The 20872-nt window shown below is 57.1% G+C and carries 22 protein-coding genes; 17 read left to right on the plus strand and 5 right to left on the minus strand.

Translation table 11 applies throughout. From position 1 onward, the window contains the following. The first annotated feature begins 102 nt into the window (after window positions 1-102). Genes BM352_RS10035 through BM352_RS10045 form a run of 3 tightly spaced genes read left to right on the plus strand, consistent with a single transcriptional unit; the run spans window position 103 to window position 3494 of the window. A complete protein-coding gene (locus tag BM352_RS10035; protein ID WP_090216227.1) occupies window positions 103-1215 on the plus strand; it encodes an ABC transporter ATP-binding protein in 1113 nt (370 codons plus the stop codon). Window positions 1216-1221: 6 nt separating this feature from the next. After that, entirely contained in the window at window positions 1222-2151 is a 930-nt protein-coding gene (locus BM352_RS10040) for an ABC transporter permease (RefSeq protein WP_245780961.1), read from the plus strand. Then, entirely contained in the window at window positions 2148-3494 is a 1347-nt protein-coding gene (locus BM352_RS10045) for an ABC transporter permease (protein WP_090216230.1), read from the plus strand. The genes BM352_RS10040 and BM352_RS10045 overlap by 4 nt, the downstream gene beginning before the upstream one ends. Before the next feature lie 91 nt (window positions 3495-3585). On the opposite strand, the gene BM352_RS10050 is transcribed toward BM352_RS10045, so the two are convergent. The 3 genes from BM352_RS10050 to BM352_RS10060 are packed head-to-tail and all read right to left on the minus strand — an operon-like array spanning window position 3586 to window position 6337. Continuing rightward, window positions 3586-4245, minus strand: a complete 660-nt coding sequence (locus BM352_RS10050) for a GntR family transcriptional regulator (RefSeq protein ID WP_090216234.1) — start codon at window positions 4243-4245, stop codon at window positions 3586-3588. Window positions 4246-4247: 2 nt separating this feature from the next. Next, a complete protein-coding gene (locus BM352_RS10055) occupies window positions 4248-5252 on the minus strand; it encodes a Gfo/Idh/MocA family protein (RefSeq protein WP_090216236.1) in 1005 nt (334 codons plus the stop codon). Continuing rightward, entirely contained in the window at window positions 5249-6337 is a 1089-nt protein-coding gene (locus BM352_RS10060; protein ID WP_090216239.1) for an isocitrate/isopropylmalate dehydrogenase family protein, read from the minus strand. Before BM352_RS10060 ends, BM352_RS10055 begins: the two co-directional genes overlap by 4 nt. A gap of 94 nt (window positions 6338-6431) precedes the next feature. Between BM352_RS10060 and BM352_RS10065 the strand changes: the two genes are divergently transcribed. The 5 genes from BM352_RS10065 to preA all read left to right on the plus strand — a co-directional run bounded on the left by BM352_RS10065 (window position 6432) and on the right by preA (window position 10759). Further along, window positions 6432-6722, plus strand: a complete 291-nt coding sequence (locus BM352_RS10065; protein ID WP_090216242.1) for a putative quinol monooxygenase — start codon at window positions 6432-6434, stop codon at window positions 6720-6722. Next, the gene (locus BM352_RS10070) at window positions 6719-7516 is read left to right on the plus strand and encodes an N-acyl homoserine lactonase family protein (RefSeq protein WP_090216244.1); all 798 of its coding nucleotides are present in this window, start codon (window positions 6719-6721) and stop codon (window positions 7514-7516) included. The genes BM352_RS10065 and BM352_RS10070 overlap by 4 nt, the downstream gene beginning before the upstream one ends. 89 nt (window positions 7517-7605) lie before the next feature. Continuing rightward, window positions 7606-8943 carry an NAD(P)-dependent oxidoreductase gene (locus tag BM352_RS10075; protein WP_090216247.1) on the plus strand — a complete coding sequence of 446 codons (1338 nt, stop codon included), beginning with the start codon at window positions 7606-7608 and terminating at the stop codon, window positions 8941-8943. A gap of 5 nt (window positions 8944-8948) precedes the next feature. After that, the gene (locus tag BM352_RS10080) at window positions 8949-9452 is read left to right on the plus strand and encodes a hypothetical protein (RefSeq protein ID WP_090216250.1); all 504 of its coding nucleotides are present in this window, start codon (window positions 8949-8951) and stop codon (window positions 9450-9452) included. Window positions 9453-9454: 2 nt separating this feature from the next. After that, window positions 9455-10759, plus strand: coding sequence for an NAD-dependent dihydropyrimidine dehydrogenase subunit PreA (gene preA, locus BM352_RS10085; protein WP_090216252.1), 1305 nt, complete (start codon window positions 9455-9457; stop codon window positions 10757-10759). Window positions 10760-10762: 3 nt separating this feature from the next. On the opposite strand, the gene BM352_RS10090 is transcribed toward preA, so the two are convergent. Further along, the gene (locus BM352_RS10090; RefSeq protein WP_090216256.1) at window positions 10763-11383 is read right to left on the minus strand and encodes a TetR family transcriptional regulator C-terminal domain-containing protein; all 621 of its coding nucleotides are present in this window, start codon (window positions 11381-11383) and stop codon (window positions 10763-10765) included. Between the two features lie 124 nt (window positions 11384-11507). On the opposite strand from BM352_RS10090, the gene BM352_RS10095 reads away from it, so the two are divergent. From BM352_RS10095 to BM352_RS10135, 9 genes are all read left to right on the plus strand, one after another. Continuing rightward, entirely contained in the window at window positions 11508-12758 is a 1251-nt protein-coding gene (locus BM352_RS10095; protein WP_090216261.1) for a Zn-dependent hydrolase, read from the plus strand. Then, window positions 12755-13447 carry a hypothetical protein gene (locus tag BM352_RS10100; RefSeq protein WP_139229815.1) on the plus strand — a complete coding sequence of 231 codons (693 nt, stop codon included), beginning with the start codon at window positions 12755-12757 and terminating at the stop codon, window positions 13445-13447. The genes BM352_RS10095 and BM352_RS10100 overlap by 4 nt, the downstream gene beginning before the upstream one ends. A gap of 3 nt (window positions 13448-13450) precedes the next feature. After that, the gene (locus tag BM352_RS10105) at window positions 13451-14206 is read left to right on the plus strand and encodes an endo alpha-1,4 polygalactosaminidase (protein ID WP_090216267.1); all 756 of its coding nucleotides are present in this window, start codon (window positions 13451-13453) and stop codon (window positions 14204-14206) included. Window positions 14207-14227: 21 nt separating this feature from the next. Then, window positions 14228-15691, plus strand: coding sequence for a dihydropyrimidinase (gene hydA / locus BM352_RS10110; RefSeq protein WP_090216270.1), 1464 nt, complete (start codon window positions 14228-14230; stop codon window positions 15689-15691). Window positions 15692-15814: 123 nt separating this feature from the next. Continuing rightward, window positions 15815-16027: a hypothetical protein gene (locus BM352_RS10115; protein WP_090216273.1), complete on the plus strand. Its 213-nt coding sequence runs from the start codon at window positions 15815-15817 to the stop codon at window positions 16025-16027. A gap of 23 nt (window positions 16028-16050) precedes the next feature. After that, the gene (locus BM352_RS10120) at window positions 16051-16842 is read left to right on the plus strand and encodes an ABC transporter ATP-binding protein (protein WP_090216275.1); all 792 of its coding nucleotides are present in this window, start codon (window positions 16051-16053) and stop codon (window positions 16840-16842) included. 42 nt (window positions 16843-16884) lie between these two features. After that, entirely contained in the window at window positions 16885-17799 is a 915-nt protein-coding gene (locus BM352_RS10125) for an ABC transporter permease (RefSeq protein ID WP_245780962.1), read from the plus strand. Further along, window positions 17796-18641: an ABC transporter permease gene (locus tag BM352_RS10130; RefSeq protein WP_090216278.1), complete on the plus strand. Its 846-nt coding sequence runs from the start codon at window positions 17796-17798 to the stop codon at window positions 18639-18641. Before BM352_RS10125 ends, BM352_RS10130 begins: the two co-directional genes overlap by 4 nt. A gap of 34 nt (window positions 18642-18675) precedes the next feature. Next, entirely contained in the window at window positions 18676-19671 is a 996-nt protein-coding gene (locus tag BM352_RS10135) for an ABC transporter substrate-binding protein (protein ID WP_090216282.1), read from the plus strand. 51 nt (window positions 19672-19722) lie between these two features. Here BM352_RS10135 and BM352_RS10140 read toward each other — a convergent pair whose 3' ends face one another. Then, on the minus strand, window positions 19723-20775 hold the full coding sequence (locus BM352_RS10140; protein WP_139229816.1) for a hypothetical protein: 1053 nt from the start codon (window positions 20773-20775) through the stop codon (window positions 19723-19725). Between the last annotated feature and the right edge of the window lie 97 nt (window positions 20776-20872).

Genomic DNA, 20872 nt, shown 5'->3' on the forward strand with positions numbered 1-20872 from the left:
GACATTTTGCCCGGCCGCATGGGACGCGGCCGGGCGAGATGGCAGAGAGAACGATCACGAACGAGCCATAATGTTCGGATATGATAAGAACGGGGAAACGACATGAGTTCTGGTGTTGCGGTAGATCTTGAGAATATCACGATCAGATTTGGCGATTTTACAGCGGTGAGAGACGCCAATGTCAGCATCAATGGCGGCGACTTCTTCTCTTTTCTAGGGCCATCAGGCTGCGGCAAAACTACGATCCTGCGCGCGGTTTCGGGCTTCCTCGAACCCAGCGAGGGCCGAGTGCTCATCGGCGGCAATGACATGGCAGGGATTGGGCCGAACAAGCGCCCCACAGCGCTGATCTTCCAGAACTTGGCCTTGTTTCCATTGATGAAGGTTTGGGAGAACATTGCGTTTTCGATGGAGGTTGCAGGCGCGAGCGCGGGCGAACGTCGCAGACGGGCGGACGAGCTGTTGGATATGATCGCTCTCACCGGGCAGGGTGATAAACTGCCAAGCGAGCTATCAGGCGGACAAAAGCAACGGGTCGCCATCGCGCGCGCACTTTGTGCAAACCCGGATGTGCTGCTGCTGGACGAGCCACTTTCAGCGCTTGATCTGAAGCTTCGCCAGCATATGCGCACCGAATTACGCGAGATCCAACAACGCGTCGGGATCACCTTTATCTATATCACCCACGATCAGGGTGAGGCTTTGACCATGTCCGACAATGTTGCGGTTATGAAAGCTGGTGTGATCGATCAGATCGACACTGGGCACCACATATACGACGATCCTGCAACGCCGTTCGTGGCGTCTTTTGTCGGCGAAAACAACGTGTTTCGCGGCAAGGTTAAATCAATCAGTGGCAATCATGCTGTTATCACCACAAACCGTTCTGGCGACTTGCTGTCACGCATTACGCCCGCCCAAATCGGCAAACTTTCTGTCGGCGACGACGCTATGATGTTCATCCGTCCCGAAGCGCTGGAGCTTGCACCAGCGGATGCAGAAAGCCAAACACGGATATCCGCGAACGTCATGAACGAGGAGTTCGAGGGCAACTCTTTCAGCGTCTTCCTTGAAGGCGACGGCGGCAAGCAGATCAAAATGTCTATTCCCAACCTTGGGCAGGATCGCATTTCGGTAAAGGGTGAGAACCTGTCGCTCCGCTATGATGCGTCGAACGCGGTTGCTATGCCTGCGGGCGAATTGGCGTCGGAGTAGGCGCTGATGAAAAAGAAAATGATCTTCACTGACTTTTTCCGCACCAATGGCGTGGTGATGGGGAGTGTGCTGATAGGGCTGGTGTCCTTCTGGCTGATCTTTCTGATCATTCTGCCACAGCTGTCGATGCTGGATTATTCCTTTCGGTACAACCTGCCTCCCGCCGAGATAGGAGGTCCAAAAGACGTGTATACCATAAGCAATTACCAGTATTTGCTATATGGTTCCGACGCATCACATCAAACCTATAACACGGTCGATCTTAAGGTGTTCGTGCGCACCATTTTCGCCGCGATGCTGGTGACAATCTTCAATATCTTCTTGTGCTACCCGCTTGCCTATTTCTTGGGGCAATCCAAAGGGTCGGGTCTTGTACGGTTGCTGGTTGTGCTCTTGATCATTCCATATTGGATTAACGAAATTCTGCGGGCTTTTGCGCTCAGGATTATCTTTGGCGACAGTGGCTTGCTGAACGAGGCGCTCATGTTTCTGCACCTTACGAGCGAGCCGATTGACTTTATCCGCCAGGACATCGCGCTCTACGCGGGTCTGGGTTACGCCTACATCCTGTTGATGCTGTTCCCGATGTATAACGTCATCGAAAGTCTGGATCGCAATCAGATCGAGGCGGCGCGTGACATGGGGGCCAGTTGGGTTCGTATCCATCGCCGTATTGTCATCCCCCACGCCAAACCCGGTATCGTGTCGGGCGCTACGATGGTCTTCATGCTATCGGCTGGCGCACTGGCGGCACCGCAAATCTTGGGTGGGCCTAGCAGTCTTTGGTTCACGCAGCTTGTGTATCAATGGTTCAACGACTCGCTGAATTGGCAGCAAGGTGCGGCCTATGCGATTGTTCTGCTGGCCTCCACGATTACCATTGTTCTTACGGTTATGAAAATCTTCAAAGTGAACATGGGGGACATCGGTAAATGAGCTCCGCCAATGTCATTCGCATAGCACTCGGGGCGTATCTACTGATTTTCTTCAGCTACCTTCTGGGGCCGCTGGTGGTGATGAGCTTGACCGCTTTCAACTCGTCAGATTTTCCGTCCGTCTCACCTTGGGCCTGTTTCACCTTCGAATGGTTCGACGTGCTGTTCAACGACAAGCACATTCGGGACGGGATTTATTATAGCATTATCATAGGTTTCGGCACAGTGATCCTCTCAGTCTCGATGGGACTGGCAGCGTCAATCGTACTCACGCAGGTCTGGCCGAAGCTGCGGTCCACATATTACACAATGATCATCGCACCGATCCTTATTCCGGGCGTGGTTTTGGGCATCTCGACACTGGTCTTTTGGGATCGGGTAGGGGGCTTCTTGGGGGCGAGCGACGGGTCGTTCCTGCATGAGCTGTTCCATAACGGGATATTCCTGACCATCCTCGGGCAATCGTCATTCATTGCCTCCTACGCGATGCTGGTCTTTGTGGCCCGTCTTCAAAGGTTCGACCCCGACCTGACTGAAGCGGCTCTGGATTTGGGCGCGACGCACACGCAGGCGTTTCGCAAAATCCTCTTGCCGTTTATGCGCCCCGCCATCGCCTCGGCGTCCGTTCTGGCATTCCTCGCCTCGTTCGAGAACTACAACACCACCACTTTCACCATCATTGACTACAAGACGTTGACCACCGTTCTGGCGCAAAAGGTCCGGTTGGGGATCAACCCTTCGATCTCGTCTTTGGCATTCATCATCATCATCTTGACCATTTTTGCTGCACTGGCCTTTGAGGCCGCCCAGCGTAATAAAGCGCGCAGGCTCGCGGTCCAACAGGGCAAAGCCAAAGAGCACAGCGGTTCAGTCTTGCCCAGCTTTATGACTGGAAATCCGGCGGCGATCCTGCTGGTTTTGCTGGCCTTCGTTGTGATTGTTTTGGTTGGTACGGCCCAGAAATACAGCCCCGAGGCTTGCAAAATTCAAGTCCGCGAAGCCAAGCAGATCGAGACGCAGCGCCGTATTGAGCAGCTGCGTGAGGAACGTCGCCAGAAAACAGCAGAGCAAGCCCCTGCCGCGGCGTCTGCTCCGAGCAATGGCGGAAACACGAGCGGGGCCTTTGGAAATGTGTTTGCCCCGAACAACCTGTCAGGGGATGACGCAAAAGATTCCGCGCAACCCGCCCCAAGCCCGAGCGGTGCATTTGGCAGCGTCTTCGCACCGGACAATCTGTCGGGGGCAGAGGACACACCGGAGCCTGACGTCATCGACCCTCCGACAGGTGGCAGCGGAGCATTCGGGAATGTGTTCGACCCGGGAAACCTGAACAACGGAAACTAAGGAGCAGGACGGTCACGCCGCGTCAGAGGTCGAAAGCTCAAGGGAGCGTGACGCAAGTCCTGCCAAAATCCGATGCGATGGTCAGAATGGGCTAAAGAGCGCGCAAACCGAACTCGTGAATAAGCCCGGTCAACAAGGCCCTAGCGCGCTGGCGATGTGATCTGTGCAGGCAGCGCGCGGTGGTGGCATCGCCCGCAGCAATCGCATCCAGCACCGCGCGGTGGTCATCGTTCGATTGCGTTGGCAGCGGACGCAGTTGCAACGTTATCATCCGTGCGCGGCGTACTTGATCGGTGTAGCGCGCGACGACTTCTTCAACCCGTTTGTTTCCGCCCAGCCGAACAAGCTCTGCATGAAACCGATCATCTGCCCGCGCCCATGCGACGCGATCCTCTGCTGCGAGGCTGGCATCCATGTCTTCGATGCACTGACGCGCAACGCCGCGGTCGCTTGCTGCATAGTTCTGCTCGGCTGCGCGTGCAGCGGCGAGGCTCTCAAGTTCGCAGATTACATCATAAATGTCGGCCATATCGTCCGCAGAAATCGGGCGGATATGGATGCCACGCCTTGGCTGCACATTAACCAATCCCTGTGCCTGCATGGTCAGCGCCGCCTCACGGATAGGGGTGCGTGACATGCCCAATCGCGTCGCCAAATCCGCCTCGAAATGGTTTGATCCCGGCGCGAGCTCGCCGGAAAAGACCATATCGCGCAATTGATAAAGGGCTTGATCGGTTTGGGAACGGGCCATGCTTAAACCTCCACCCGTGCTTTGATCTCGGCGGAGCGATAGATCGCGGCCTCAACTTCAAGCACAAAAAGATAGTCCGCCGCTTCGTTCTCAAATGGCGTGCCCAGTTGAAGCGCGTCCACAACGTGTTTTTGCAAAGCAAACACACAGTCACCACCAAACCCAGCCCACTTCTTTGGGGCAAGCACAGTTTCAGCGTCAATCGCTCCAAATCTGCGAAGATGCAGCCCGCCGTCGCCTGTTAGCGTCAGCGTTCCCTCAGTGCCTTCGAACAATCCTTCGCCAAGGGTCGTGCGTTGGTTCTGCGCTGCGTGATCCAGTAGTCGGTTTCCATCGAACAAGGCACGGCGGCCGCCATGGAAGTCAAACAAGATATGGCCCGCATCTTCGCCCGATATGGCGGGGTTCAATCGGCGCAGATCGGCATAAACGGCGGTCGGCCGACCGAAGAGGTAGCGGAATGTATCAACCCAATGGACACCAGTCTCATGTACTAGAAGTCTGGGCATAGTTTGGAAGTACGGCTGTCGATCCAGATACGCTTGCGGCCCTTGACCGTCACCCGTGCGCAGTCGAAATGTAAGCTGGTGAGGCGTGCCGATCCGACCTTGGTCTAAGACCTCCTTGGCGGCGCGATACCACGGTTGGAAGCGAAAGTTTTCGTGAATGATGAGTGGGATACCTGCCGAAGCTGTCAGTCGAGTTGAGGTGCGCGCCTCCTCTAAAGACGTGCAAAAGGGCTTCTGACAGATGATAGCTTTCACACCTGCTTTGACAGCACGAGCTATCGCTTCAGCATGACTACTTGGCGGTGTGATGATGTCCAAAATGTCAGGCTTCGCAGTGTCCAGCATTGCCCCCAAATCGGAAAAGGCCGTCGCGCCGGTCGCGTCGGCCTTGGAAGGGTCGCGGTCACATGCGCCGACAAGATCGACCCCGTCAATCCGCCGCCACGCATCGTAATGGAATTGCGCAAAATACCCCGCGCCAAGGCACGCGACCTTCATACCAAACGGGCGGCGATGCCGGCAGCCGCCTCGGCGGTGCTTGCCGCGCCGCCAAGATCTCGTGTCACAGTGTTGCGATCGGCAATTGCCGCTTCAACTGCTTCACGCAAGCGTTTGCCGTCGTTGATCATTTCCGGAAGCCCGTGAGAGGCCCCGAGCCAATCCAGCATCATTGCTGCCGATAGGATCATTGCAAACGGGTTTGCGATCCCTTGGCCTGCAATGTCGGGGGCGGAGCCGTGACAGGGCTGGAACACCGCGTGGTCGTCCCCGATATCCGCGGAGGGGGCAAGCCCAAGCCCGCCCATGAGGCCCGCGCCCAGATCGGATAGGATGTCGCCGAACATATTTTCGGTCACTATCACGTCGAATATCCACGGCTTTTCCACCATCCAAAGAGCGGTGGCATCCACATAGGCGTGATCCGAAGTCAGACCTGCATGGCGCGCGGCTTCCTCGTCGAAGATCTTGCGGAAGAAGGCAAAGGCGGCAAAGACGTTGGCCTTGTCGACGCAGGTGACTTTTCCCGGTCCGCGCCCTGCGGCCTTGCGGCTTTCGGCCAGTGCGAAGGCAAAGCGGAACAGCTTTTCCGATGTTTCGCGTGTGATCTTGAGGGTTTCGTATGCGGCCTGATCATCGCGCACATCGCGGCTACCCTGGGAGTGAAACAGGCCTTCGGTGCTTTCGCGGATCAGCACAAAATCGACCTCTTGCCCGCCCTTTAACGCCAGCGGCGTCGGCTGGCCGGGTGCAATGCGCACGGGTCGGACGCCCGCATAAAGCTTCAGGGCTTTACGGATCTCGATCTGGGGTGAAATTTCCGTTCCGTCAGGATACCGGACAGAGGGGAGTCCCATGGCAGACAGCAGGATCGCATCAGCGCCCCGCGCAATCGCAAGCGAGGCCTCGGGCAAGCTTTCCCCATGCTGCGCATAATGCGCGGCGCCGGCAGGAACGGTTTCAAATTCGAAACTGTAGGCGCTGGATCGCGACGCCATGCTTTCAAGCAAAGCCACGGTCGGGCGCATGATCTCGGGGCCGATCCCGTCACCGTCGAACACCGCAATTTTGAAAGTCTTGATCATATCGTTATTTTTCCCGCATTCTAAGACTGGACGTACCTGATGACATTAACGTATGCATTAATGTATGCAATAAACAAGTGAGGAAGTTGGCCCAATGTTTGCTGTCGTAGTGACATTTCAAATCGCGCCCGATCAATTGGCGCAATTCATGCCGGCCATGCTGAGCAACGCTCAAACCTCCTTGTCACTCGAAGCGGGGTGCAAACAGTTTGACGTCTGCACGGACCCGGAACGGGCAGGGGAGGTCTTCCTATATGAGCTTTATGACGACGAGGCGTCCTTCAACGCACACACCTCAAGCACCCATTACGCCGAGTTCCAAAAGGCAATCGACGGCATGATCGTCAGCAAAGACGTGCGGTTCTTCCAACAGGTGCAGCAATGACCGATTGGCAGGTTCATGCGCTGAAATATGCGGACCGGAATTCCCGAACGCGCGCAGAGAGTTTCATTTTTGACGACAACCATGACGCACCGCATGCCATGGATTACTTCATCTGGGTGCTTCGGCGCGGAGCTGAGGTGATCCTTGTCGATTGCGGGTATGACAGTGAGGAGGCTACGCGCCGTGGCCGCCCCATTCTGCGCGACCCGCGCGATGCGCTGGCGGGGATCGGGCTGAAGGCTGAGGACATCACCCAGCTGATTGTGACGCATCTGCATTATGACCATGCGGGGGGGCTGCATCTGTTTCCGAACGCGACGATTCACTTGCAAGAGGCTGAAATGGCTTACGCCACAGGCCCCTGCATGTGTCATGACACGCTAAAGATGCCCTTCACTGCCGATCATGTCTGCGAAGCGGTTAAGCGGGTTTTCCAAGGGCGCTGTGTCTTTCATGATGGCGATGCAGAGGTGTCGGAAGGTGTTACCGTGCATTGTCTCGGAGGCCATTCCAGAGGGCTTCAGGCCGTAAGAGTGCGCACTGAAGCCGGCTGGCTCTGCCTTGCCTCGGATGCAACGCATTTTTATGAAAATGTGTTTGAAAATAAGCCGTTCCCCATTGTAGTTGACCTTCAAAACATGCTCGATGGGTTTGCTCGTTTGCATGAACTGGCGTCTGACCGGTCGCTTATCATTCCGGGTCACGATCCGCTTGTGACGACCCTCTTCCCGCAGGATGGGCCGGAGTTCTGTTGGCGGCTGGATCGCGGCCCAAGTGGAGATTTCAATCTGTAAAAGTTTTTAAACTGCTGAAATTTTACCAGTTGATAAAATTTCAAACTGTGGCACTCTTTCCGAGTAGGTTGACGCAACTTGGAGAGATCATGCCCGACGCCACGCCACTGACCCCCGGTATCGTATCCGGCCGATTGAGCGCCGAGACCTTGTCAGATAACTTTGACGATCTGCATCCGGCCTATGCCCCGCACGAGGCGGCCGTGGCCTCCGACCGTTGCTATTTCTGCCATGATGCCCCCTGCGTTACCGCGTGTCCGACAGACATCGACATTCCTTTGTTCATTCGCCAGATTCAGACCGGCACGCCGGAGGCTGCGGCAAAGACCATCCTGAGCCAAAACATTCTAGGCGGCATGTGCGCCCGTGTTTGCCCCACCGAAACGCTTTGCGAACAAGCCTGCGTTCGTGAGGCTGCGGAAGGCAAACCTGTTGAGATCGGGCGTCTGCAACGCTTTGCGACTGATACGTTGATGGATAAGGGCATTCACCCGTTCGCCCGCGCAGTCTCGACAGGCAAAAGCGTGGCCGTCGTCGGGGCAGGGCCCGCAGGGCTATCCTGTGCGCATCGTCTGGCAATGAAGGGCCATGACGTTGTTGTGTTTGACGCGCGCGCGAAAGCCGGCGGGCTGAACGAGTTTGGCATTGCCGCCTATAAATCCACCGATGAGTTCGCAGCGAAAGAGGTCGACTGGCTGCTCCAGATCGGCGGGATCACAATCGAGCGGGGCCAAAAGCTTGGAAGTGAATTGAGCCTTGATGAATTGCGCAACGAATATGATGCGGTTTTCTTGGCCATTGGGTTAAGCGGCGTGAACTCCCTGCGCGCCGCCGGCGAGGAAAGAGAGGGCGTATCCGACGCCGTCTCTTTCATCGCTGAATTGCGGCAAACGTCGGACCGGTCCAACCTCCCGGTCGGTCGCGACGTTGTCGTGATTGGTGGCGGCATGACCGCAGTCGACGCCGCCGTGCAATCCAAACTGCTAGGCGCGCAGAATGTCACGATTGTGTATCGGCGCGGTCAGGACCAGATGGGCGCGTCTCGGTTCGAGCAGGACTTGGCGACCTCCAAGGGCGTTCGCATCATTTCCAACGCCCAACCGGTGAGCGTCCATGGCAACGGATCTGTGGCAGAAGTCGAGTTTGAATACACCACCTCCAGCGGAAACGAGTTGAAGGGCACGGGCGAAACCTTCCGCCTGAAGGCAGATCAACTGTTCAAGGCCATCGGCCAAACTCTGGAAGGTGTGCCGGATGGATTGGATCTTGAGCGCGGAAAGATCGCGGTATCGGCCACCGGAGCGACGTCGCTCAAAGGCGTCTGGGCCGGTGGAGATTGCGCTTCCGGCGGCGATGATTTGACCGTGACAGCGGTGGCCGAGGGGCGCGATGCGGCCGAAGACATTCATTCCAGCTTGATGGGGTGACCGAAATGAGCGCTGAAATCACCCCCCACGAGCGATCTGCGTTGGCGCAAGTAGAACAACTAACTGATCCTGCCAAGCTACGCACGTTGATAGCCAATGCACGCCGTCAGAAATCCTCGCGTGTCGAGGCCGCGGCATTTGCACGGCTTTGTTTCGTTCAACCTGAAGCTACACCTGGCACAGTTGAGCACGATGTTTGGCAGTCCATTCATGCGTTAGAGCAGATGCTTCGAGAGGAGCGTGGAAAGACCATACTGCTTTCTCGCACGCGACAGAAAATTGCTAAAGACGGAGAAGCAAAAACTGTTTCTGATCTGACGTTAAAGCCGACGGCATCTAAAGGTTTTGATGACCTTGTTTCACGCGGCCATGCGGAACTTACATTTGAGGCAGTGGTGCTAAGACATCCGAAGACCTTTGATGACGTCATCTACAATGCAGCGCGGGTGCGATTAGAAGACGCGAATGTAGACTTGGAACCAATTCTATTACCTGTAACGGAGGCTTGACAATGGCCGATCTCACCACAGACTTCTTGGGCATCAAAAGTCCGAACCCGTTCTGGCTGGCGTCTGCGCCGCCAACCGACAAGGAATACAACGTCCGCCGCGCTTTCGAGGCAGGGTGGGGCGGCGTCGTCTGGAAAACACTCGGTTCCGAAGGGCCACCGGTCGTGAACGTCAACGGACCGCGCTATGGCGCGATCTACGGGGCCGATCGTCGCCTATTGGGGCTTAACAATATTGAGCTGATCACCGACCGGCCGCTTGAGGTCAATCTCGAAGAAATCAAGCGCGTCAAAGCCGACTATCCCGATCGTGCCATCATCGTGTCTTTGATGGTCCCATGCGAAGAACAGGCATGGAAAGACATCCTGCCGCGTGTTGAAGACACCGGCGCCGACGGGATCGAATTGAACTTCGGCTGTCCGCACGGCATGTCGGAACGCGGCATGGGCGCGGCTGTTGGCCAAGTGCCCGAATACATCGAAATGGTGACCCGCTGGTGTAAGCAATATTACTCCAAACCGGTCATCGTGAAGCTGACGCCGAACATCACCGACGTGCGCAAACCCGCCGCGGCGGCAATGCGGGGCGGGGCGGATGCGGTGTCGTTGATTAACACCATCAATTCGATCACGTCGGTCAATCTCGACAGCATGAGCCCCGAGCCGAGCATCGACGGCAAAGGCTCGCATGGCGGTTACTGCGGTCCGGCAGTCAAACCGATCGCGATGTCGATGGTGTCAGAAATTGCCCGCAATCCGGAAACTCACGGCTTGCCAATTTCCGGTATTGGCGGTGTCACGACATGGCGCGATGCGGCGGAATTCATGGCTTTGGGTTGCGGCAATGTTCAGGTTTGCACAGCTGCCATGACCTACGGGTTCAAGGTAGTACAGGAAATGATCTCCGGCCTGTCGGACTGGATGGACGAGAAGGGCTACACTTCAACCCAAGACTTCGTGGGAATGGCCGTGCCAAACGTCACCGACTGGCAGTATTTGAACCTCAACTATGTGGCCAAAGCGAAGATCGATCAGGATGCCTGCATCAAGTGCGGTCGCTGCTACGCGGCCTGCGAAGACACATCGCACCAAGCGATTTCAATGTCAGACGACCGTGTGTTCGAGGTGATTGACGCCGAGTGCGTGGCTTGCAACCTTTGCGTAGATGTCTGCCCGATTGAGGCTTGCATCTCCATGGTGCCAATGTCGCCCGGCGAGGTAGATCCCCGCACTGGAAAGGTCGTTGAGAAAGAATACGCCAATTGGACAACCCACCCCAACAATCCGGGTGCTTGCGCGGCGGAGTGACGCCTAGGGCGTTAATATCTTAAGAAAAATCTCTCTGAGATAGGCGGGAGCTTCGTCAAAGGGCTCCTCGTCGCCGAGCACCGCGCGCACCTGAACGTCGAAATCGGCGTAGTGCTGTGTGAGAGACCAGATCGAAAAAATGAGATGGTAGGGGTGGACCTGCGCGATTTTGCCTTGATGGGTCCAGTCGCGCAGAACGGCAACTTTTTCGTCTACCAGTTGCTTCAGCTCCCCCTGCAAAGCGTCCAGAATTCGCGGCGCCCCTTGAACGATCTCGTTTGCGAACAACCGACTTTCACGGGGATAGAGTTTGCTCATTTGCAGCTTGCGATCGACATAGGCCAATATTTCAGTGATCGCGTCACCGTCTGGTTCCATTTCGCGCAAAGGGTCCAGCCAATTGTCCATCAGCCCTGACAGAAGCTCGGTGTGGATCGCTTCTTTCGAGGGGAAATAGTACAATAAATTCGGCTTCGACAGCCCGGCTTCGGTTGCGATCTGGTCAAGCGTTGCTCCGCGGAAACCATGGGTCGAGAACACCTCAAGCGCCGCCTCAAGGATGAGATCGCGGTTGCGTTGCTGGATGCGGGTCCGGGGCCGCTCGGCTTCAGTTCCGTCTGGCATAGAGAATGCCTCTTTCATTAGCACTTGCCGCGCGGTGCGGCGGTTTTTCCGAGGGGAATCCTTGACAGCCCCATGACCACTGGTAGCCTCACTTTGACCGACTGGTCAAATACTGGGGGAAATTATGGCTGCACCTGGCGAGAATTTAAAAATTGATGGCGCACGGCTGTGGGACAGCCTGATGGAGATGGCGAAGATCGGTCCGGGCGTTGCAGGTGGGAACAACCGCCAGACGCTGACCGACGAAGATGCTGAAGGGCGCGCGCTGTTTCAATCATGGTGCGAGGCGGCGGGATGCACAATGGGTCTTGATCAAATGGGCAACATGTTCGCGCGTCGCGAGGGGGCGGACCCAGACGCGTTGCCGGTCTATGTCGGCTCCCATCTCGATACCCAACCGACTGGCGGGAAATATGACGGCGTCCTTGGCGTCTTGGGCGGGCTGGAGATTATTCGCTCCCTCAATGACCTGAACATCAAGACGAAGCACCCGATTGTGGTCACCAACTTCACCAACGAGGAGGGGACACGCTACGCTCCTGCAATGCTGTCTTCTGGCGTCTTCGCAGGTATTCATACACAGGATTGGGCTTATGATCGTACGGACGCCGAAGGCAAAACCTTTGGCGATGAGCTAAAGCGGATCGGCTGGCGTGGAGAGGAAGAGGTCGGCGCGCGCAGGATGCACGCCTTCTTCGAATTGCACATCGAGCAGGGCCCCATTCTTGAAGCGGAAGACAAAGAGATTGGCGTCGTCACGCATGGCCAAGGCTTAAGCTGGACGCAGGTGACAATTACCGGCAAGGACAGCCACACCGGATCAACCCCGATGCCCATGCGCAAAAATGCCGGTCTCGGTATGGCGCGGATTCTGGAGCTTGTGGACGAGATTGCTTGGTCGCACGCGCCGCATGCAGTCGGCGCGGCGGGGCATATTGATGTTTACCCGAACTCGCGCAATGTGATCCCGGGCAAGGTGGTGTTTACCGTAGATTTCCGCTCTCCCGATCTGTCGGTCATCGAAGACATGGAACAGCGCTTGGCCAAAGGAGCGCAGATTATCTGCGATGAAATGGGGCTGGGAATAGAGCTGGAAAAGGTCGGTGGTTTCGATCCTGTTGCATTCGATGAGGGATGCGTCAGCGCTATTCGGAACGCGGCGGAGCGGCTTGGCTATTCCCATATGAACCTGATCTCCGGCGCAGGGCATGACGCCTGTTGGATCAACCGTGTGGCTCCGACAGCCATGGTGATGTGCCCGTGCGTGGATGGGCTCAGCCACAACGAGGCCGAAGAGATTAGCCCGCAATGGGCCGAAGCAGGGGCGAATGTCTTGTTCCACGCAGTCGTCGAAACGGCGGAGATCGTCGGGTGAGGACAGTCAGACTTCTTATGGTGCTGGCAGGGTTTGCCCTTACCGGCTGCGCCGCGCCCCAAAGCGAGGTGACCATACGTTCCGGCATCGGGGCGGAGGTCGATCTGGATGCAGTCCGGCCACCCTCGGGTGTGACGTATCGGTTCTCGCTGACAAGCGACCAATCCCCTGTTCCTGCGGTAATGTCCCTGACATCGCGCAAGCGCAGTGGCAATCGCTACACTTATAACGGGCAGTTGGTTCTGACCTTGCCAGAGGCTGAGAAACTTGAAGATATCGCGGCGGTGATCTCTGAGGCGTTGGGCAAGACCACAGTTCGCGCCAAAGGCAATCAGCTGTTCGTGCCGGTCGGTTTAACCGCCGATAACAGGTTCCGTTCCTCGCGCTCAAACATTACCGCGGATGTGACCAGATATGCACCGCATGATTGCTTCGCGGTTCTGGGCACCTGTCGCTATCAGGCGATTGATCGCGGGGGCAATGTTGCGGCCTTGTTGACCGAGACGACCGAACAAGATGGCGTCTGGCGGTCCAAAACCGTTCTCGACCCGAAAGCGCAGAATAAGGGTTTGGCGGCGGAAACCCGTCGCGCGGTGTACTCTATCGACAAGAATGCAGTTCTGATCGACATGGTCGTGACACGCGGCGCCGGCCCGCGGCGTTCGCAATTCGCCATTCGGAGGCAATAGCAGATGTTAGCACTCCCTTCCTTTCTCGCAGTTCCATTGGCCGTATTTGTGATCGGGGGGGAGCAACGTGCTTATTGGGATTGGCAACTGACAGAGCCATTGGATTTGACCGTAAGGGTGTCGGTGCTGGTCACTGATATGGATGCAGTCACTTCTGAGCAGGTAGCGCAACTCAAAGCCCGCGATATTGCACCGGTTTGCTACATAAGCGTTGGCAGCCAGGAAGCGTATCGCGATGATGCAACGGCCTTTCCTGTTGAGGTGCTGGGACAGGCATTGGGCGACTGGCCGGACGAGGTGTTCGTCGACATCCGCAAACCTGCAGTGTTCGACATCATGACCGCACGCATAGATCGCTGCGCGTCGATGGGGTTCGTGGGCGTGGAGGCCGACAATATCGACCTATTCGAGAACGAAACCGGGTTTGACATCACCAAGCAAGATGCGCTGAGCTATGTCGGCGCGCTCGCGGACTATGCGCATGGCAAGGGCCTGACCATAGCACAGAAAAACGCGCCGGACCTTATACCCGACCTCGTCCAGCGCATGGACTTTCTGCTGATCGAGCAGTGCTTCGAGTACGATTTTTGTGAAGAAGCGCAACCCTATCTGGATGCGGGCAAAGACGTGCTGGCAGTCGAATACACAGACGCAAAGCTGGACTGGGACGAGATCTGCACGCAGGCCAAAAGCTCTGGCATGCATCTACTGCTGAAAGACCGAGATATTTCCGCTGGCGGCAAAGCCTGCGCGGACTGATTGATACGAAAGGGAACGCACATGAGCAAAGTTATCAAGGGCGGCACGATCGTCACTGCGGATCGCAGCTGGAAAGCCGATGTGCGGATCGAAGGCGAAAAGATCGCCGAGATCGGGGAGAACCTGAAAGGCGACGAGACGATTGACGCCGAAGGCGCCTATGTGATCCCCGGTGGCATTGACCCGCACACCCATCTTGAAATGCCCTTCATGGGCACCACGGCTGCCGAAACATTCGAATCCGGCACCTTCGCTGCAGCCGCCGGTGGCACCACGATGCTGGTAGATTTCTGCCTCCCCGGCGAGGATGGCAGCTTGCTCAATGCTATCGACGATTGGGACCGCAAGTCGAAGGATCAGATTTGCACTGACATCTCCTATCACATGGCGATCACCGGCTGGAACGAGAACATTTTCAACGAGATGGAAGCCGTCGTTAACGAGCGTGGCATCAACACGTTTAAGCATTTCATGGCCTATAAAGGCGCGTTGATGGTGGAAGATGACGAGATGTTCGCCTCCTTCAAACGCTGTGCCGAGCTTGGCGCACTGCCACTCGTTCATGCCGAAAACGGCGATATCGTGCAGGAGTTGCAGCAGAAGTATCTGGCCGAAGGCATTACCGGGCCCGAAGGGCACGCCTATTCCCGTCCACCCGAGGTTGAGGGCGAAGCCGCCAATCGCGCGATCATGATTGCCGACGCCGCTGGGACGCCGCTTTATATCGTGCATGTGTCTTGCGAGCAGGCCCACGAAGCCATCCGCCGCGCCCGCCAAAAAGGTATGCGTGTCTATGGCGAGCCGCTGATCCAGCACCTGACGCTCGACGAGACCGAGTATTTCAACAAAGACTGGCAATACGCCGCACGTCGCGTGATGTCGCCGCCGTTCCGCTCGAAGGAGCATCAGGCGTCGCTATGGGCGGGCCTGTCCTCTGGCTCGCTTCAAGTCGTTGCAACAGACCACGCGGCCTTTACCGACAAGCAAAAGCAGATGGGTCTGGATAACTTCACCACAATCCCGAACGGGACAGGGGGCCTGGAAGAACGCATGGCAATGCTCTGGACCACTGGCGTGGAAACGGGGCGCTTGACGCCGGAAGAGTTCGTCGCGGCCACCTCGACCAATATCGCCAAAATTCTCAATATCTATCCGATGAAAGGCGGCATCGCGGTCGGTGGCGACGCGGATGTGGTGGTGTGGGATCCGACCATCAGCCGCGAGATCGCCGTCAGCACTCAAAAGTCGATCATCGACTATAACGTGTTCGAAGGAATGACCGTCACCGCGCAGGCCCGATATACCTTGTCGCGCGGGGAAGTGGTCTGGGCGTATGGCCAGAATTCGCAGCCGCAGCCGGGGCGCGGCAAGTTTGTGCGCCGTCCGGCTTTTGCCAGCGCATCTCAAGCGCTGAGCAAATGGAAGTCTTTGAACACACCCCGCAAGATTGAACGAAACCCGCTCAACATCCCGTCAGGCGTTTAAAATCGGGCATTTAGCCCCTCAATTATGACAATCATGAAGGAAATGCCCGGATCGTGTCACAGAATTGCCGGAAAGCACTGAGAAACCTCTACCCAGAAATGGGACACCCAGAGAGGTATTTACATGCAAGTTCTCTTTACGAAGATTCTTTTGGTGCTGGCGCTAGGCTTGCTTGCCTTGGGAACATGGATCAACGACGTGGCCATTGCAGACGCGATGTTCATTTTCGCTGCCTTCGCAATTGGCGGGGTATGGTCGAAATACAGCGCCGCTGCCGAAGAGCAGGCGGAAGCAGACTTGGCCGCAGAGATGTCTGCGGAGATGCCGGCTACCTGAAACACGCAGCGGGGCCGTTCTAAATGGCCCCAAATGCAACCTCTCCGGTCATCGCCGCGAAATCGCTGGATTTGACCTTCCAGACCGCCGATGCGCCGGTCCATGCCTTGAAGGATGTCTCGCTGGACATCTCTCAGGGTGATTTTGTCAGCTTTATTGGCCCCTCCGGCTGTGGCAAGACCACGTTCCTGCGCTGCATTGCGGGGCTGGAGACGCCGACGGGCGGCACGCTTACAGTAAATGGCATGACCGCTGACGAGGCGCGCCGTGCTCGCGCTTACGGTTATGTCTTCCAAGCGGCCGGGCTTTACCCGTGGCGCACGATCGCGGGCAACATTAAACTTCCCCTCGAAATTATGGGCTACTCGAAGGCTGACCAGAATGATCGCGTCGCGCGGGTTCTGGAGCTTGTGGAGTTGTCTGACTTCGGGGCGAAATTTCCTTGGCAACTGTCCGGCGGGATGCAACAGCGGGCGTCGATCGCGCGGGCCTTGGCGTTTGATGCCGACATCTTGCTGATGGACGAACCGTTCGGAGCCTTGGACGAGATTGTCCGCGATCACCTCAACGAGCAGCTCTTGGCGCTCTGGGCGCGCACCAACAAAACCATTGCCTTCGTAACCCATTCGATTCCCGAAGCGGTGTATCTGTCGACCAAGATCGTTGTTATGAGCCCGCGACCGGGCAGGATCACAGACGTCATCGAAAGCCCATTGCCCAAAGAACGCCCCCTGGACATTCGCGACAGCCCCGAGTTCATCGAAATTGCCCACCGCGTGCGAGAAGGTTTGCGAGCGGGGCATGCGGATGATTAGGCGTGGGTCAATCAAGTCCCCCGAACGGGACAGGAGCTAGCTGTGCGCAACGCAGGCCCTATCCTGACCGTCGTCGCTGCGATTTTCGCGCTTTGGTATCTTGCAGTGCCCTTTATGAACGTGAAGGAAACCTTGACCGGACTGGAGCGGGCAGGGGCTGTTGTCACCCCCGACAACCCGATTGAACGGCGAGATGCCTCGTCCTTTGGTCTGGTGCTCAAGAACAGCTTCGCGATCCCAGCTACCTATGCCCAAGACCGCCCTCGGCTGCCGGCCCCCCACCAAGTGGCGAGCGATCTGTGGGACACAACCGTCGAGAAGAAGATTACCTCCAAGCGCTCGCTCGTCTATCACGGATGGATCACTCTAAGCGCCACGCTTCTTGGCTTCGCCATTGGCACGGGGGCGGGTATTCTTCTCGCTGTCGGTATCGTTCACAGCCGCGCCATGGATATGAGCGTCATGCCTTGGGCCATTGCCTCCCAAACGATCCCAATCCTCGCCATCGCGCCGATGATTATCGTGGTGCTGAACTCCATTGGCGTGCAAGGGCTGGTGCCCAAAGCCATCATCTCTGCCTACCTGAGCTTCTTTCCTGTTGTTGTCGGGATGGTAAAAGGCCTGAGAGCGCCGGATGCGATGCAATTGGATTTGCTCAAGACTTACAATGCGTCCCAAAGCCAAGGGTTCTGGAAATTGCGGTTGCCGGCCTCAATGCCTTACCTTTTCGCTTCGCTTAAAATCGGTGTCGCTGCCGCCCTCGTGGGTGCAATCGTGGCAGAGCTGCCGGCGGGTGGCGCCCGCGGGTTGGGCGGGCGCATGTTGACGGGCAGCTATTACGGGCAAATGGTTCAAATCTGGTCCGCGTTGGTCTTGGCTGCCGTTCTCGCGGCATCCTTGGTTCTGCTAATCGGGCTGGCCCAAAGGTTGACGCTGAAGCGGATGGGGCTGACATGATCTTGGTCGTTCTGGCACTCGTCATCTGGCTCGCCATGTGGGCGCTGAATACGCGCCTGTCCACGGGGCCAAATGCAGACACCCGCGCGATCCGGTTGATCGTTCCAGCCATCTTTGGCCTGACCATCCTTGTTGTTTGGGAGTTGTTGGTCCGTGGACTGGACGTGCCACTGGTGATTCTGCCTGCACCAACTCATGTAATATCCACCTTCTTCAGTGAGATCCCGACGCTTTGGCTGGACTTCCAGCAGACCTTCATCAAAGGCGCACTGAGCGGCTACGTCATTGGCTGCGGTGCTGCCTTCCTGATGGCCATTCTGGTGGACCGCTACGACTTCCTGAAACGGGGCCTTCTGCCTGTGGGCAATTTCGTGGCGGCCTTGCCGATTGTCGGGACCGCGCCAATCCTTGTGATGTGGTTCGGCTTTGACTGGCAATCCAAAGCGGCGGTGGTTGTGGTTATGGTGTTCTTCCCGATGCTGGTGAACACAGTAGCTGGATTGCAGGAAACCACCGCCATGCAACGCGACCTGATGCGCACTTACGGGGCAGGCTATTGGCCAAGCCTGACGAAATTGCGCCTGCCTGCCGCGATGCCCTTCATCTTTAACGGGCTTAAAATTTCAACAACGCTCGCCTTGATCGGCGCGATTGTGGCCGAGTTCTTTGGCTCACCGACAATGGGTATGGGCTTTCGCATTTCCACCTCGGTGGGGCAGCTTGCGCTCGATATGGTCTGGGCTGAGATCGTGGTCGCCGCCCTAGCTGGGTCTGCCTTTTACGGGGTGGTGGCGATGGCCGAAAAAACGGTGACCTTCTGGCACCCGTCGCAACGAAAATAAAGTATAACAAGAGTATCAACCTGGAGGACAACTCATGAAGAAACTGCTCACAACCGCCGCCTTGTCGATGGCACTGGCAGCCCCTGCTGCTTATGCCGACGGCCATGCGAACTCGGTCAAGCTACAACTGCAATGGGTCACGCAAGCCCAGTTTGCGGGTTACTATGTGGCGAAAGACAAAGGTTTTTACGAAGAAGAGGGGCTGGACGTTACCGTGCTGGCAGGCGGCCCTGACATCGCCCCGCCTCAAGTTTTGGCAGGTGGCGGCGCTGACGTCATGCTGAACTGGATGCCATCCGCATTGGCCGCCCGCGAAAAGGGCCTGCCCGTGGTCAATATCGCGCAACCGTTCAAAACGTCCGGCTTGATGCTGACCTGCTGGAAAGACACCGGCATCAAATCCCCGCAAGATTTCAAAGGCAAAACCATCGGAGTCTGGTTCTTCGGCAACGAGTATCCGTTCTTGTCCTGGATGAGCCAGGAGGGAATCCCAACCGATGGCGGCCCTGATGGCGTGACGGTCCTGAAGCAGGGCTTCAACGTTGACCCGTTGCTGCAACGTCAGGCCGACTGCATCTCCACTATGACCTATAACGAATTCGGTCAGGTGCTGGATGCAGGCGTATCCGAGGACGAACTGGTCACCTTCAAATATGAAGACCAAGGCGTCGCGACTTTGGAGGACGGCATCTACGCTCTGGAGGACAACCTCAAAGACCCGGCCTTCAAAGACAAGATGGTGCGCTTCGTGCGGGCTTCGATGAAGGGCTGGAAATACGCCGAGGAAAATCCAGATGAGGCGGCCGAAATCGTGCTTGAAAATGACGAATCCGGTGCGCAGACCGAGGCACATCAGAAGCGTATGATGGGCGAGATTGCCAAGCTGACGGCAGGCTCGAACGGCGCGCTGGACGAAGCGGATTTCAACCGTACTGTAGCAACGCTACTGGCGGGCGGCTCTGATCCGGTGATCTCCAAAGAGCCGGTTGGCGCTTGGACTTCCGAGATTACAGACGAAGCACTGAAGTAATTTGCGAACGGGATGGGCGTGCGCAAGCGCCCATCCCAACCTTCCGGCAGGTCAGCCGCCAATCCCCTCGAATGTGACAGCTGCCCCCAACGCGCTTGCCAAAATCGGCGAGACGATGGCGATGATTTTCTTGAACGCATCCATCGACGCGATGCGGTTGATGTCGAACCCCATGACCTGACTTCCGATCTCGGGGCTGCCATGCGCCTCGACCGCCTTGTGAAAGCGGTCAATTCGCACCATCAGGATCAGGCTCACGGGCATGTAGTAGCTCAGGATCAGCACCGAATAGCTGACTCCCCGGTACAGCGATATCGCGTTGACCAATCCCGCATGTCGGTCGCGCAACGCCGGGTCGGCGATCATCTGGCCGGGCCACTTCATCCAAGACAGCAAAAGCACCATGCCGACACTCAGCAAAATGCCGGAGCAATAAAGGTATCGGCTCGACGTATCCTGCGCCTCTTTCAGGATCGCAGCCTCAGCCGCGAGGCCTTGCGCACTGTGCAAGCAGGGACGGTGCGGGCGCGCCAAGGCCAGCACCATGCCCGCGATAACGCAGGCAGCGGCGAGCGACGTGATGTGGTTTGCTTTGTCGAGCAGTACTTCCATCCCGTGAAAGGCGCCTTCGCCCTCGCAAGCCAAAGAGGTCTCGCACGCGCGCAATCGCCCTTGCGACAGCGCGTCAACGAACAGGGACTTGCCCAGTAACTCGTAGGCCTCGAAGCTTCCCATCCACACCGGCTCCAAGGTATTGAACACCATGGTGAAGGCCACGACGGCGATCAGGCCAAGCAGGATGCGAAACGCGGACTTGGGGGAGTGTTTCGACCACAATTCTGAAAAGAAGATGGCGATGAATATCACGCAAACTGCCGAGTAGAAAAACCACGCCGACAGGAAGTTGTAGCGCGCGGTCAATTCTAACAGCGGAGCTTGCGAAACGGTCACAGTCGGCGGCAGCAACAGGGCGCTATTGCCGAAATTTCCCAGCAGATATTCCGACGCGAGCAACACAAAGGCTGGCAACGCGAGGATGCCAAGATGCTTGGGCGCAATGACCAATCGGCCACGCGGACGTAATCGGGGTAGTATGATCCCCATGGGGTGGCCCCCGCTTGAAAATGATGCAGGGCCGAGGACCTGCACCGGTCCGAAAAATCAAGAATATCTCAGACTGCGCTCAGATAGGGCCACAGGT

Source organism: Litoreibacter janthinus, assembly GCF_900111945.1.
Taxonomy (GTDB): domain Bacteria; phylum Pseudomonadota; class Alphaproteobacteria; order Rhodobacterales; family Rhodobacteraceae; genus Litoreibacter; species Litoreibacter janthinus.

Bases quoted from the DNA above. Each gene is read 5' to 3' on its own strand.
- BM352_RS10130 (WP_090216278.1), top strand. From the start codon at position 17,796: ATGATCTTGGTCGTTCTGGCACTCGTCATCTGGCTCGCCATGTGGGCG.
- BM352_RS10135 (WP_090216282.1), top strand. From the start codon at position 18,676: ATGAAGAAACTGCTCACAACCGCCGCCTTGTCGATGGCACTGGCAGCC.
- hydA (WP_090216270.1), top strand. From the start codon at position 14,228: ATGAGCAAAGTTATCAAGGGCGGCACGATCGTCACTGCGGATCGCAGC.
- preA (WP_090216252.1), top strand. From the start codon at position 9,455: ATGGCCGATCTCACCACAGACTTCTTGGGCATCAAAAGTCCGAACCCG.
- BM352_RS10120 (WP_090216275.1), top strand. From the start codon at position 16,051: ATGGCCCCAAATGCAACCTCTCCGGTCATCGCCGCGAAATCGCTGGAT.
- BM352_RS10105 (WP_090216267.1), top strand. From the start codon at position 13,451: ATGTTAGCACTCCCTTCCTTTCTCGCAGTTCCATTGGCCGTATTTGTG.
- BM352_RS10090 (WP_090216256.1), bottom strand. From the start codon at position 11,383: ATGCCAGACGGAACTGAAGCCGAGCGGCCCCGGACCCGCATCCAGCAA.
- BM352_RS10095 (WP_090216261.1), top strand. From the start codon at position 11,508: ATGGCTGCACCTGGCGAGAATTTAAAAATTGATGGCGCACGGCTGTGG.
- BM352_RS10080 (WP_090216250.1), top strand. From the start codon at position 8,949: ATGAGCGCTGAAATCACCCCCCACGAGCGATCTGCGTTGGCGCAAGTA.
- BM352_RS10115 (WP_090216273.1), top strand. From the start codon at position 15,815: ATGCAAGTTCTCTTTACGAAGATTCTTTTGGTGCTGGCGCTAGGCTTG.
- BM352_RS10040 (WP_245780961.1), top strand. From the start codon at position 1,222: ATGAAAAAGAAAATGATCTTCACTGACTTTTTCCGCACCAATGGCGTG.
- BM352_RS10050 (WP_090216234.1), bottom strand. From the start codon at position 4,245: ATGGCCCGTTCCCAAACCGATCAAGCCCTTTATCAATTGCGCGATATG.
- BM352_RS10035 (WP_090216227.1), top strand. From the start codon at position 103: ATGAGTTCTGGTGTTGCGGTAGATCTTGAGAATATCACGATCAGATTT.
- BM352_RS10075 (WP_090216247.1), top strand. From the start codon at position 7,606: ATGCCCGACGCCACGCCACTGACCCCCGGTATCGTATCCGGCCGATTG.
- BM352_RS10045 (WP_090216230.1), top strand. From the start codon at position 2,148: ATGAGCTCCGCCAATGTCATTCGCATAGCACTCGGGGCGTATCTACTG.
- BM352_RS10140 (WP_139229816.1), bottom strand. From the start codon at position 20,775: ATGGGGATCATACTACCCCGATTACGTCCGCGTGGCCGATTGGTCATT.
- BM352_RS10060 (WP_090216239.1), bottom strand. From the start codon at position 6,337: ATGATCAAGACTTTCAAAATTGCGGTGTTCGACGGTGACGGGATCGGC.
- BM352_RS10070 (WP_090216244.1), top strand. From the start codon at position 6,719: ATGACCGATTGGCAGGTTCATGCGCTGAAATATGCGGACCGGAATTCC.
- BM352_RS10065 (WP_090216242.1), top strand. From the start codon at position 6,432: ATGTTTGCTGTCGTAGTGACATTTCAAATCGCGCCCGATCAATTGGCG.
- BM352_RS10055 (WP_090216236.1), bottom strand. From the start codon at position 5,252: ATGAAGGTCGCGTGCCTTGGCGCGGGGTATTTTGCGCAATTCCATTAC.